An 11,479-nucleotide genomic window follows, 5' to 3' on the forward strand; every position below is an offset into this window, starting at 1 on the left:
CCGTAGAAAGTTGACTTGTCCCATAACTTGGTGTCGGGATACAATGGCTCGGCAATTCAAAATTACGATTAGAACTAAGAAGAGTGACACTGCCGGACAGCGCACTGCCCTGTTTCTGAAATCGTATGGGCCTGCATTGAGCAACGCGATGACTCACAGGTCTCGTTTGGTTTGTTCCGTTTCTACAGAAGGAAATTTCCTATGCTTAAGGGCTTTAAAGAGTTCATCATGCGCGGCAACGTCATCGACCTGGCGGTCGGTGTTGTCATCGGTGCTGCGTTCACCGCAATCGTCACCGCTTTCACCGAAAGCCTGCTCGAGCCGCTGCTGAACACCATCGGTGGCGCTGAGGTTACTGGCCTTGGCTTCGAGATCATCAGCGGCAACCCGTCGACCTACCTTGACTTTGCAGCTGTCATCACCGCAGTAATCAACTTCCTGCTGGTCGCAGCGGTTGTCTACTTCGTCATCGTTGCTCCGATGAACAAGTTCAACTCGATGCGTGAGGCTCGCCTGGAGACCTCCGCTGAGCCGGAGGTCACCGAGGCTGACCTGCTGACCGAGATTCGTGACCTGCTGGCAGAACAGAACGGTAAGCCGAAGTCGGAACTGAACTAGCCTCTAGCTGTTAGTTGAGACCTTCCGACAAGAAGCCAACTAACGCCTTTGCACAGCGCTCATCCCCAATGGGGTGGGCGCTGTTTTGTCCAGTAGTCCGCATCAAAACCACGAGCATCCTCCGGAGATTCATCGTGATAGCGCACTGTGCGCGCGGTTTTCGCACTGCGCGACTGGGCAAAGTTTTTCGCCGGTGCACCTGCGCGACGACGTTGCCTACGACTGCCACTGCGCGGCGCAGCTTGCTCGGGCTGATTGGGCTGATTGGCGTCGCCCATTCCTAGACGCTCCAGCGGCAGAGATCATCAAGCACATGAGAGACCAGCGGGAGAATTGTCGCCATGCCATCGCGCACTGCAGCGCGCGACTCCGCGAGATTGATAATCACCGTCTGACCGGACACACCAGCCAACCCGCGTGACAGCCCCGCATCCAAGGCGCCGGCTCCCATACCGGAGTTACGAATAGCCTGCTCAATGCCCTGCAGTCGTACATCGAGAACTTTGCGAGTGGCATCCGGGGTCTTCGCACGAGGCCCAACGCCAACGCCTCCCACCGTGACGACCAAATCCGCGCCACCAACAACAGCGGTATCGAGCGCCTTCCGGATCTCACGCTTCACTGCACCCGTACTGACCACAGCATCGACCGAGTAGCCGTCTTCTTCCAACAGCTCAACCATGAGCGAAGCCGCAGCATCCGGGTTCTCGAAATGATCGCCCACGAGGACTACAAACGCATTTCGGACCTGGCCGTCGTCGTTGATAAGACGCTCCATCTCAGCGAGGTTAACGTCACTTGGCTCAGTACTCACAGTTTCACTCATCTGCTCTAACTCGCTTTCTCCCACAGCTCTACACTCGAAGTTTCACTCGAAAATCTTTTACAGATGGTGAGCTACTACTCCACCACGCTGCTTATCAATCCTGGGCTTCTGCCAAGGTGACATCGACTGTTCGCTCGTTGCCGCCTCGCTCATCTGTAACTGTAAGTGTGACAGAATCCCCGATCCGATGCGAGCGGATAGCCGCAATTAGTGCAACGCCATTGTCAAGTGTGCGGTCATCAACCTTGGTAATCAGGTCACCGTCTTTCAGTCCCGCTTTGTCAGCTGGGCCGCCTGGCGTTACCTCCCGCACCAGTGCACCACGTGCAATCGGACGCGAATCAATCTGGGCACCAATGACAGGCATCCGGGCCTTACCGGAATCAATCAGGTCTTCCGCTATGCGACGAGCCTGATTAACCGGAATAGCGAAACCAAGGCCAATGCTGCCCGCTTGCTCCGATCCCGCACTGTTAGAGGCAATCACGCTGGGCACACCGATAAGGTTGCCTTCCATATCCACTAGCGCTCCACCGGAGTTACCCGGATTAATCGCCGCGTCGGTCTGGATTGCATCAATGACCGAGGACTGACCGTCTTCACCCGCGGCGGTGACCGGACGATTCTTAGCGGAGACAATGCCCTGCGTAACGGTGGAGGTCAGTCCCAGTGGCGAGCCAACGGCCACCACTTCCTGGCCAACCTGGACCTGCGAGGAATTGCCCAGTGAAATTGGGCGCAGCCCGTTGACACCTTCAATTCGAATAACGGCGATATCAGTAGCTGCATCCCCTGCAACCAGAGTTGCCGGGTGCGTCGTGCCGTCGGCCAGCAAGACTTCCATTTGTGCGTCCGGGCCCGCGCCTGCGACGACGTGATTATTCGTCAGGACCAGACCGTCGGACGACAGAATGGAGCCTGACCCCGACGCCGTGCCCCGCTCCGAGGCAGTGGTGATGGAGACGACACTGGGAAGGACCTTCTGCGCGACCTTCTCCACGGACCCCTCAGCTGCTGCTACCTGGCGGGTTTCCGCAGGCTTATCCAGCGCGTTGTCCGCGGGGACCGACGACTGCGAGTTGTGAACTACCCATGCGCCGACACCGCCACCAATACCGGCCGAGCACAGCATCAGGGCAGCGACTGCCAGCGCCCCCATGCCCTTAGCCCCCTGGGCACCCTTGGTCTTCTGCTGATTGGCCGGAACGTCCCACTCTGAACCGCCTCCGTAAGCGCCGTTCGGCTGAGACGAGATGGTGTTGTAGTGGGAATTCTCCCAGCCGCGCTCATTGACAGAAAACTGGCTTGTCTCACCAGCATCCCCCATGGCACGGTTCTCGCTGAAGTTGTGAGACTGCGAGGAGTAGTGTCCCCGCTCATCTCCTCGCGAGGAATCGTTGAAAGAGTTGCTCATACGTAATACCTTGCACTGTCTGTCTAACAATTGGCTGAGAGCAGTCTGCAGTCTCGCCGAAAATTCCCCGAATGAAACACCGAATCCCCGCCACGCACTTCCTTAAAAGGCCGCACGCAGCGGGGATTACATCGACTTTGACGTGGGGATATGCGTTTCTAGCTAGGCTCTTGAGCTGAATCGGAGTCTTCATCTCTCCCGCTGTACGGGCTGCCCGGCAGCGTCACCCGCATCAAAGCACCGCCATCGTCGGATTCATCGGCAGTAATCGTGCCCCCGTGGCGGACGATGACTGACTTCACAATGGCCAACCCCAGGCCGGATCCAGGCATAGACCGTGACTGAATGGAACGGTAGAACCGCTCGAAGACCTTGTGACGATCTTCCTTCGGGATACCCGGCCCCGAGTCCGCCACCGTGAATTCAGCGACAACCTCGCTGAGTGGCGTCAGACGAACCCGCACGGTGCCATTTTCTGGCGACCACTTTGCAGCGTTGTCCATCAAGTTCAAAACTGCCCGGCCAAGCCCCGCCGGATCCCCGTAGACATACCACGGAGTGGTCTGCACGTCGAAAGTGATATCCGGCCGACGACGTTCAACACGCGCTAACGACGTGGAAATGATTTCATCGACATCGACATGTTCAATAACCTGTTGCGGCCCATCTTCGCGTGCCAAATCGACGAGGTCACCAACCAATGTCGACAACTCTTCCAGCTGTGCGATGACGTCAGCTTCCAGATCCGCGCGATCCGCATCCGAGATTGCCGCTCCCGAGCGGGAGGCCATCATCAGCAGTTCAATATTTGTGCGTAACGACGTCAGCGGGGTCTTCAACTCATGACCAGCATCTGCAACCAGCTCCGCCTGCTTAATGCGCGACGCTTGAAGTGCAGCCAACATCTCATTGAAGCTGCGGGTAAAGCGCGCAAGCTCATCGTCGCCCTCCACAGGGATTGGGCGCAGCTCATCGGTCTCCGTTACTCGCTCCGCGGCAATGCGCAACCGAGTGACCGGACGCAGACCCGTTGTTGCCACCGTAATACCTGATCCGATGGCGAAGAGAATTCCGATTGCAGAAATACTCAGCAGCACTGCACCGAGCGATTTCAAGACCGACTGCGTCGAGTTCAAGTCCTGCGAGAGAATCAGCGTCGCACCATCTTCGGCGCGGACGGCATATACACGACGGCCGTTGTACTCATCGGTACGAATCGATTCCTGGCGATTCCCTCGCAACACTGCGAGTTCCGGACCACCAATAGAGATTGAGCCACCGCCCTTACCCGCCACACTGCCGTGGGCAAAGTACACCGCATCCAAATCGGGGTTCAGAATCCTGTTTGAGTCCGCCTCAAAAGAGGGACCAATGGCAAACTCCGACGCATACGGGGACATAAGCAGTTTTTCCGCCTGGCTACGGAGGTTACTATCCACTTCGCGGTACAGCGTTGCCTGCACAGTAAAAAACGCAGCCAACGTCATCAGCCCCACAGACATCGCCACAATGAGCGCCGTCAAAATGGTCAGCCGCCAACGCAGTGAAGGGATACGCGAACTCCGGGGCAGATCAACGAGGGACTCCCCTACCGTCCTCTCAGCATCCGCGGACTTCTCTTGCTTTTCACCGGCACCTTGTCCCGGGGTGACCTCGGTGGCGGAACGCTGATCTGATTGCACGCCACCGCCGGTCAAACGACGACGGCGCAACATCACGGTGCGGTCTCCCGCATCACATAACCGACACCACGCACAGTGTGAATCAGACGCGGCTCTCCCTCTGCCTCAGTCTTGCGACGCAGGTAGCCAATGTAGACCTCAAGCGCATTTCCGGACGTCGGGAAGTCATACCCCCAGACGTCCTCCAAAATGGCGGTACGGGAGAGTACACGCCGCGGGTTGCTCATCAGCAACTCCAGCAGTGCAAACTCGGTCCGAGTGAGACTAATGCGGCGTTCACCGCGGAAAACCTCACGAGTTTCCGGGTCCAAGGAGAGATCCTCAAACTGCAGAGTTGCGGCATCCTCCATCGCAGGCACTTCCAGAGCAGAACGACGAAGGAGTGAACGCACACGAGCGAGCAGCTCTTCCAATGCGAAAGGCTTGGGCAGGTAGTCGTCTGCGCCGGCATCAAGACCAGCTACGCGCTCGGAGACCGAATCACGTGCAGTCAACATCATGACCGGCAAATCATCGCCTTCGCTGCGAAGCCGACGGCAAACATCGAGGCCGTCGAGCTTCGGCATCATGACATCCAGAATGGCTAAATCCGGACGATCCTTGGCGATCTTTTCCAAGGCCTCTGCGCCATCCTCAGCGAGCTCGACCGTGTAGCCATTAAAAGTCAACGATCGCCGCAACGCTTCGCGTACCGCTTGATCGTCATCAACTACCAAAATCTTCATACTGCCCATTGTGCCTTGAAAATATAAGGTGAGTGTAAATGTGACACAGATTCTTCGTGAGAGAGCTCGCAAAAACTGGGCCATACAACTGAAAAACCTCACCCCATCGCCAAGTACAAGCGATGGGGTGAGGTTAAAAGCTCTTTATCAACCGTTCCTTACGCACTGAACGCACTCTGCACGCTCAAAGCGCTCTGGGATTCAGCGAGGAACGATGTCAGCATCCTTAAAGATGCGCGTTAGAACTTCTCGACGTCAACCAGGCCGAGCTGAACAGCCTTGGCGATGCGACGAGGAACGTTGTAGACGCGGCCGTTTACCTTGACTTCCTGGAGAGCGACGTTGTTGCTCTTCCACTGGGAACGGCGGGCGCGGGTGTTAGCTCGCGACATGCGACGCTTTGGTACTGCCATTTTCTTATTCCCCTCCTATTCTTAGTTCTTCTTCGCGCGGCGAATGCGGTTACCGTAACGACGCTGGAACTTCTCGACGCGACCAGCGGTGTCCATGACACGCTGAGCACCGGTCCAGAACGGGTGCGACTCGCTGGTGACGTCAACGACGATCAGCGGGTACTCGTTACCGTCTTCCCACTCGACAGTGCGGTCGGAGGTGGCGGTGGAACGGGTAAGGAAAGAGTGACCCGTGCCTGCGTCCTTGAAAACCACCGGGTGGTAATCAGGATGGATGTCCTTCTTCATTAATTCTCGTTTCCCTCAGGATTGAACTTCAGGTCGCTTTCACCCAGCTAACAGCGGGAGAATCGTGCCTGAGTTGGGTACGAACACGACTTACAATGACACGCACCAGGTCAATATTTCTACAAACCGGCATGTGACACTCGATGGAATATTACAGGCTCGAGCCCAAAAATTAAAAAAGGACTCTGCGCTAACGCCCGTCGACAGGCGGGCGCCCGTCAACAAGCACGAACTTTATGACGACATTAGAGAGTTGCGCCAAGAAAACCACAGTGGAACAGCGATTAGGTTATCCCGCAACTCGTGTGTAAACTGTTCTCTCGCTGTTGTCTAGTTATTCGTTTACGCGCTCAGCGTCGAGTGTCAATGGGCAGCGCCCCGGAAAAGGCCAGGTGGAATCCTCGGTTACTCAATAATCCGGCGTGGCGCACCAGTGATGTCGGCATTGGGCGGCAAGGAAGCAAAGGAATCCCTATGTCGGCGATTTGCCAGGTTACGGGACGCAAGCCGTCTTTCGGCAAGACCGTGTCCCACTCCCACCGGCGCACGTCGCGCCGTTGGAACCCCAACGTGCAGCGTAAGAAGTTCTACCTCGCCTCTGAGGGGCGTCACATCACTCTGAATGTGTCCCCGAAGGGTCTGAAGACCATCGACAAGTACGGTATCGAAGCTGTTGTTGCTCAGATTCGTGCACGTGGGGAGAAGATCTAAAAATGGCACGTAATGACATTCGTCCAATCATCAAGCTGAAGTCCACTGCGGGCACCGGTTACACCTACGTGACCCGTAAGAACAAGCGCAATACCCCGGACCGTATCACCATTAAGAAGTACGATCCGGTTGTCCGCAAGCACGTCGAATTCCGCGAGGAGCGCTAATTCATGGCTAAGAAGTCCAAGATTGCCAAGAACGAGCAGCGCAAGGAAATCGTCGCTCGTTATGCAGAACGTCGCGCTGAACTGAAGCGCATCATCAAGTCCCCGCACTCCACTGACGAAGAGCGCATGGACGCACAGTACGAGCTGAACCGTCAGCCGCGTGACGCGTCCCCGATTCGCGTTCGCAACCGTGACGCTGCAGATGGTCGCCCGCGTGGCTACCTCCGCAAGTTCGGCCTGTCCCGTGTCCGCGTTCGTGAGATGGCCCACCGTGGCGAACTCCCGGGCGTCCGTAAGTCCAGCTGGTAAGTCGAGGAGCACCAATGAAGCGCAATCACTCTAACAAGAAGGCGCGGATGGAGCAGTCCCGCCGCCCGAAGAAGAACCCACTCAAGGCCGCAGGCGTTGAGAAGGTTGATTACAAGGACATTAACCTGCTCCGCCAGTTCATCTCTGACCGTGGCAAGATTCGTTCTCGCCGCGTCACCGGTCTGACTCCGCAGCAGCAGCGCCAGGTCGCTACCGCTGTGAAGAACGCCCGCGAGATGGCACTCCTGCCGTTCACCAGCCGCTAAAGATGGCTGGTCGGCGGGAGCCGATCATTCGAATACCCGCCGAAAGGCCTTATTTACGCGCTGGCCGCATGACGATACATGCGATAACAGCGTAAAACGGACTCAGTCCTTCCCCACCGAGGGGATTGGATTGGGTCCGTTTTTTATTGTCTAAAATATGCACTTATGCCCGCTCTCACCGAAATATTCACCGGCTTTGGTTCCGTCGCAGTACTGATCATTGTTGGCTGGCTGTTTGGGCGCAGTGAGATCGTCGATAAGCGGGCATCTTTTACCCTGAACATGGTCGTGTTCTGGATCGCGATGCCGTGCATGCTCGCGCACACGCTCGCGACGGCGGATTCGGCGAACATCTTCGGTTCGGCGTTTGGTGTCGCGGCACTGTCTGCCTTGACCACGGCGGCGTGCTACCGAATCTTTGTGGCACCCATGTTCAAACAGCGCAGCGCTGATGCTGTGGTCGGCGCGATGTCGTCGAGTTACAACAACGTCGCTAATCTCGGTGTGCCCATCGCGGTCGCGGTGCTTCACGACGCTACCGCCGTCGTCCCGGCCCTTATTTTTCAGATTGCTTTTTATGCGCCCGCTTCCATGACGGTGCTGGAGATCCTCACTAACCGCGGCCGCTTTCGACCCCGCAATGTCATCATGGCTCCGCTGAAAAATCCTATTTTTCTGGCTGCGATGGTGGGGCTTGCGATTAATGCGTTTGCTATCGAAGTACCTCAGTTCGTGGCACATCCGGTGGGGCTATTGGGGCAGGCGGCGGTGCCTATGGCACTTCTGGCCTTCGGTATCAGCCTGCATGGTATGCCGTTTATGGAAGCAGGCCACTCCCCTCGTCGCGCCGTCGTAGTGGCGTCGACTCTGAAGCTTTTCCTCCACCCAGCGTTCGCTCTGCTGTTCGGCCATTTTGTCTTTGGACTCAGCGGGCATGCGCTGCTGGCAGCCGTGATTATCGCCGGTTTGCCGACTGCTCAAAATGTCTACACATTCGCGTCCCGCTTCGGCCGGAACCTTGAGCAGGCACGCGATTGTGGCGTGATTACGACAATCGCCTGCTTGCCGACGGTTCTGCTGTTCACCCTGCTGCTGAGTTAGGAGGCTAGGTCTTCACGCCGACGGCATCGCGCAATTCTCGTTACCCTTGGGGACGTGGAGATTCTGAAGACACTTCTCGAGGCCGACCCATCGGTGCCTCGTTTGACCTGTTATGACGAAACTACTGGCGGTCGTACCGATTTGTCGGCGCAGACCCTGGACAATTGGGCCTGCAAGATTGCCAACATGTTGCACGATGAGTTCGACCTCGTCGCCGGGGACCAGGCATGGATTGATCTACCACTAATCTGGCAGTCCGCCTGTATCATTCTTGGCTGCGAGCGCGCTGGCGTCACCGTTAGTGATGAGGAGCCGCTGGTTGTTTTCACCACCGTCACTAACGTCAGCACGTGGGAAGAGAAGTTCCCAGACGCCTATATCGCAGTGCTTACCGACGATCCCTTTGGCCGCGGTGTCGTGGAATGTGGTGATGATATTCCACCGGGAGTCATTGACTTCGGTCCGGAAGTTCGTTTCCACCCAGACGCATATCTAGGCGCAGGCCCGGACTCCGACCAAACCCCCGTTATTGGGGAGAAGTCGGCTGCAGAACTGCTTTCATCAGCTGGCGATTACGCGGACGAGATGCAGCTCACGCCCGGTTCCCGCGTCGTTTCCGACGGCTGGCTGGTGCCTGATTCTTCACAGGTCAGCGGAGATAGATGGGCGCGTAATGTGCTGTCGGCTTGGGTTCAGGGCGGTGCTGCCGTCGTCGTGCGCGGCGGCGATACCGAGCGTGTCACTGCTATTTCTACGGCCGAAAGAGCCCGTGTGATTTAATCACATCCCCTCCGACGAGAGGCGCTCTCGGCAGGCGCGATAATCTGGAAATTGTGATTACCCGACCATATATTCTCGCGATTCTTGCCCTCATCAACGTTTTGGGCGCACTGGCTGTATGGGATCTGAGCCCGTGGTGGTGGATTCTGATGGCTTTCATCCTCTTCCTGGATGTTGTGGCTATCTATGACATGCTTCAAAAGAAGCACTCCATCTTGCGGAACTTCCCGGTCATTGGCCATCTGCGCTACATGGGCGAGACCATTCGCCCCGAGATGCAGCAGTACTTTATCGAGCGCAACTTCGACGGCGCTCCGTTCGACCGCGATACTCGTACCGTGGTCTACGAGCGTGCGAAGGGGCTGTCCTCAAAGAAGTCCTTCGGTACTGAACGCAAAATTAACGCCCCTGGCTACGAATACGTCCGCCACTCCATGGCACCGAGCCAGCACGTCATCGAAGATCCCCGCGTAGATATTGGCGGTCCGGACTGCACCCAGCCGTACTCCGCGTCGATCTTCAATATTTCAGCCATGAGTTTTGGCTCCCTGTCCCCGAACGCTGTCATGGCAATGAATAAGGGCGCGAAACTGGGCAATTTCGTGCAGGACACTGGCGAGGGCGCTATCAGCCCTTACCACTTGAAGTACGGTGCGGACATCTACTGGCAGCTGGGTTCCGGCTACTTCGGGGCGCGTACGGAGGATGGCGACTTCGATCCGGAGCTGTTCCGCGAAAAGGCTAAGATTTCGCAGGTCAAGGCTACCTATCTGAAAGTTAGCCAGGGGGCAAAGCCGGGACTCGGTGGCATGCTGCCAGGCCACAAGGTCAATGAGGAGATCGCCGCTACTCGCCACGTGCCAGTTGGCAAGGGCGTAATGAGTCCGCCGTACCACCGTGTCTACTCCACCCCGCGTGAACTTGTTCGTTTTATGGGCACAATGCGCGAGCTCAACGGTGGCAAGCCGGTCGGTTTCAAGCTATGCGTCGGCTCGCAGCTCGAGTTCCTCGCCGTGTGCAAGGCCATGCTGGAAGAGAACATCACGCCAGACTTCATCATCGTCGACGGCGCTGAAGGCGGCACCGGCGCTGCGCCGCTGGAATACTCCGACCGCGTTGGCCTGCCGCTTACCGACGGTCTAATTCTCGTCCATAACGCGCTCGTAGGTGCCGGTCTGCGAGATCGCATCAAGCTCGGTGCATCCGGCAAGGTCATTACTGGCTTCGACATTGTTAAGCGCATGTGTATCGGCGCTGACTTTGTGAACTCAGCTCGTGGCATGATGATGGCCACCGGCTGTATTCAATCTCAGCTATGTCACACCAACACCTGCCCGGTGGGTGTGGCTACCCAGGATCCGAGTCTGTGGAAGGCTTTGGATGTCGACGACAAGGGTCAGCGTGTGGCCAACTATCACAATGCCACGGTCGCAGAAGCGGCTAGCCTGTTGGCATCGATGGGTCTCAATAGCTTCTCTGAGCTAGGGCCATCCCACCTGCTGCGGCGCACAAATGAGCAGGTTGGTGAGACCTACGCGGAGCTCTACAACTGGCTGCAGCCGGGCGAGTTGCTCAGCGGCACCCGTTTTCACAACTGGGCCGAGGCCTGGGAGACCGCCGACCCGGACACGTTCCACTACCCTGCAGTTCATATGCGCGGGTAGTTCGGGGGGGGTGGCTGGACGCCCTACTCACCCATCACTTCTTGCGCAGGCGCTCGTCCTTTTCCAGGACTTCATCGCGCATATTGGCCTGGTAGTTCTCCATCGCCACAATGAGCTCCGGGTAACCAGCCGAGAGGATACGCACAGCCAGCAGGCCAGCATTCTTAGCGCCGCCCACGCCGACGGTTGCCACCGGAACGCCGCCCGGCATCTGAACAATCGACAGCAGCGAGTCGACGCCCTCCAGGTTCTCGAGTGCACGGGGCACGCCGATAACCGGCAGCGGAGTGGCAGACGCCACCATGCCCGGTAGGTGCGCAGCACCACCGGCACCTGCGATAATGCAGCGCAAGCCCTTGTCAGCGGCTGACTTTGCGTAATCAATCATGCGTTCCGGAGTACGGTGCGCAGAGACCACGCCTACCTCAAACGGAATTCCGAACTCAGCCAGTACCTCAGCTGCCGGCTCCATGGTCGGCCAATCTGAGTCCGACCCCATAATCAGACCAACCAAC

At 57.5% G+C, this 11,479-nt stretch carries 15 protein-coding genes; 8 read left to right on the forward strand and 7 right to left on the reverse strand.

All coding sequences use genetic code 11. From position 1 onward, the window contains the following. Positions 1 to 201: 201 nt before the first annotated feature. A complete protein-coding gene (mscL, locus tag HMPREF2651_RS01415; protein WP_038626335.1) occupies positions 202 to 618 on the forward strand; it encodes a large-conductance mechanosensitive channel protein MscL in 417 nt (138 codons plus the stop codon). A gap of 280 nt (positions 619 to 898) precedes the next feature. Here mscL and HMPREF2651_RS01420 read toward each other — a convergent pair whose 3' ends face one another. From HMPREF2651_RS01420 to HMPREF2651_RS01445, 6 genes are all read right to left on the reverse strand, one after another. Next, entirely contained in the window at positions 899 to 1,396 is a 498-nt protein-coding gene (locus HMPREF2651_RS01420) for a MogA/MoaB family molybdenum cofactor biosynthesis protein (RefSeq protein ID WP_224786613.1), read from the reverse strand. A 142-nt stretch (positions 1,397 to 1,538) separates the two neighbouring features. After that, the gene (locus HMPREF2651_RS01425; protein ID WP_049180917.1) at positions 1,539 to 2,858 is read right to left on the reverse strand and encodes a S1C family serine protease; all 1,320 of its coding nucleotides are present in this window, start codon (positions 2,856 to 2,858) and stop codon (positions 1,539 to 1,541) included. Between the two features lie 158 nt (positions 2,859 to 3,016). After that, positions 3,017 to 4,573 carry a HAMP domain-containing sensor histidine kinase gene (locus HMPREF2651_RS01430; protein WP_038626342.1) on the reverse strand — a complete coding sequence of 519 codons (1,557 nt, stop codon included), beginning with the start codon at positions 4,571 to 4,573 and terminating at the stop codon, positions 3,017 to 3,019. Beyond that, positions 4,573 to 5,265, reverse strand: a complete 693-nt coding sequence (locus HMPREF2651_RS01435) for a response regulator transcription factor (protein WP_005511429.1) — start codon at positions 5,263 to 5,265, stop codon at positions 4,573 to 4,575. Before HMPREF2651_RS01435 ends, HMPREF2651_RS01430 begins: the two co-directional genes overlap by 1 nt. A gap of 239 nt (positions 5,266 to 5,504) precedes the next feature. Further along, positions 5,505 to 5,678 (reverse strand): 50S ribosomal protein L32, encoded by a 174-nt coding sequence (gene rpmF / locus HMPREF2651_RS01440; protein WP_005511439.1) that lies wholly within the window; start codon positions 5,676 to 5,678, stop codon positions 5,505 to 5,507. Positions 5,679 to 5,699: 21 nt separating this feature from the next. After that, on the reverse strand, positions 5,700 to 5,966 hold the full coding sequence (locus HMPREF2651_RS01445; protein WP_005511390.1) for a type B 50S ribosomal protein L31: 267 nt from the start codon (positions 5,964 to 5,966) through the stop codon (positions 5,700 to 5,702). A 474-nt stretch (positions 5,967 to 6,440) separates the two neighbouring features. Here HMPREF2651_RS01445 and rpmB point away from each other — a divergent pair, with 474 nt between their 5' ends. From rpmB to HMPREF2651_RS01480, 7 genes are all read left to right on the forward strand, one after another. Continuing rightward, positions 6,441 to 6,677: a 50S ribosomal protein L28 gene (gene rpmB / locus HMPREF2651_RS01450; protein ID WP_016423274.1), complete on the forward strand. Its 237-nt coding sequence runs from the start codon at positions 6,441 to 6,443 to the stop codon at positions 6,675 to 6,677. 2 nt (positions 6,678 to 6,679) lie between these two features. After that, positions 6,680 to 6,844, forward strand: coding sequence for a 50S ribosomal protein L33 (gene rpmG / locus HMPREF2651_RS01455; protein ID WP_005511413.1), 165 nt, complete (start codon positions 6,680 to 6,682; stop codon positions 6,842 to 6,844). A gap of 3 nt (positions 6,845 to 6,847) precedes the next feature. Further along, positions 6,848 to 7,153: a 30S ribosomal protein S14 gene (rpsN, locus tag HMPREF2651_RS01460; protein ID WP_005511414.1), complete on the forward strand. Its 306-nt coding sequence runs from the start codon at positions 6,848 to 6,850 to the stop codon at positions 7,151 to 7,153. A gap of 14 nt (positions 7,154 to 7,167) precedes the next feature. After that, positions 7,168 to 7,419: a 30S ribosomal protein S18 gene (rpsR, locus tag HMPREF2651_RS01465; protein WP_005511410.1), complete on the forward strand. Its 252-nt coding sequence runs from the start codon at positions 7,168 to 7,170 to the stop codon at positions 7,417 to 7,419. Positions 7,420 to 7,584: 165 nt separating this feature from the next. Beyond that, complete coding sequence (locus tag HMPREF2651_RS01470) at positions 7,585 to 8,520, forward strand: AEC family transporter (protein WP_049180916.1); 936 nt, start codon at positions 7,585 to 7,587, stop codon at positions 8,518 to 8,520. A gap of 54 nt (positions 8,521 to 8,574) precedes the next feature. After that, the gene (locus tag HMPREF2651_RS01475) at positions 8,575 to 9,300 is read left to right on the forward strand and encodes a TIGR03089 family protein (protein WP_049180915.1); all 726 of its coding nucleotides are present in this window, start codon (positions 8,575 to 8,577) and stop codon (positions 9,298 to 9,300) included. A 53-nt stretch (positions 9,301 to 9,353) separates the two neighbouring features. Continuing rightward, the gene (locus tag HMPREF2651_RS01480; RefSeq protein ID WP_038626348.1) at positions 9,354 to 10,964 is read left to right on the forward strand and encodes an FMN-binding glutamate synthase family protein; all 1,611 of its coding nucleotides are present in this window, start codon (positions 9,354 to 9,356) and stop codon (positions 10,962 to 10,964) included. Between the two features lie 34 nt (positions 10,965 to 10,998). Here HMPREF2651_RS01480 and purE read toward each other — a convergent pair whose 3' ends face one another. After that, positions 10,999 to 11,463: a 5-(carboxyamino)imidazole ribonucleotide mutase gene (purE, locus tag HMPREF2651_RS01485; protein WP_070585955.1), complete on the reverse strand. Its 465-nt coding sequence runs from the start codon at positions 11,461 to 11,463 to the stop codon at positions 10,999 to 11,001. Positions 11,464 to 11,479: the final 16 nt, after the last annotated feature.

The sequence above is a fragment of the Corynebacterium sp. HMSC063A05 genome, from assembly GCF_001809695.1.
Lineage (GTDB): Bacteria > Actinomycetota > Actinomycetes > Mycobacteriales > Mycobacteriaceae > Corynebacterium > Corynebacterium amycolatum.

Excerpts from the sequence above, each read along its gene's own strand:
- mscL (WP_038626335.1), top strand. The coding sequence starts at position 202 with ATGCTTAAGGGCTTTAAAGAGTTCATCATGCGCGGCAACGTCATCGAC.
- HMPREF2651_RS01420 (WP_224786613.1), bottom strand. The coding sequence starts at position 1,396 with ATGGAGCGTCTTATCAACGACGACGGCCAGGTCCGAAATGCGTTTGTA.
- HMPREF2651_RS01425 (WP_049180917.1), bottom strand. The coding sequence starts at position 2,858 with ATGAGCAACTCTTTCAACGATTCCTCGCGAGGAGATGAGCGGGGACAC.
- HMPREF2651_RS01430 (WP_038626342.1), bottom strand. The coding sequence starts at position 4,573 with ATGTTGCGCCGTCGTCGTTTGACCGGCGGTGGCGTGCAATCAGATCAG.
- HMPREF2651_RS01435 (WP_005511429.1), bottom strand. The coding sequence starts at position 5,265 with ATGAAGATTTTGGTAGTTGATGACGATCAAGCGGTACGCGAAGCGTTG.
- rpmF (WP_005511439.1), bottom strand. The coding sequence starts at position 5,678 with ATGGCAGTACCAAAGCGTCGCATGTCGCGAGCTAACACCCGCGCCCGC.
- HMPREF2651_RS01445 (WP_005511390.1), bottom strand. The coding sequence starts at position 5,966 with ATGAAGAAGGACATCCATCCTGATTACCACCCGGTGGTTTTCAAGGAC.
- rpmB (WP_016423274.1), top strand. The coding sequence starts at position 6,441 with ATGTCGGCGATTTGCCAGGTTACGGGACGCAAGCCGTCTTTCGGCAAG.
- rpmG (WP_005511413.1), top strand. The coding sequence starts at position 6,680 with ATGGCACGTAATGACATTCGTCCAATCATCAAGCTGAAGTCCACTGCG.
- rpsN (WP_005511414.1), top strand. The coding sequence starts at position 6,848 with ATGGCTAAGAAGTCCAAGATTGCCAAGAACGAGCAGCGCAAGGAAATC.
- rpsR (WP_005511410.1), top strand. The coding sequence starts at position 7,168 with ATGAAGCGCAATCACTCTAACAAGAAGGCGCGGATGGAGCAGTCCCGC.
- HMPREF2651_RS01470 (WP_049180916.1), top strand. The coding sequence starts at position 7,585 with ATGCCCGCTCTCACCGAAATATTCACCGGCTTTGGTTCCGTCGCAGTA.
- purE (WP_070585955.1), bottom strand. The coding sequence starts at position 11,463 with ATGGGGTCGGACTCAGATTGGCCGACCATGGAGCCGGCAGCTGAGGTA.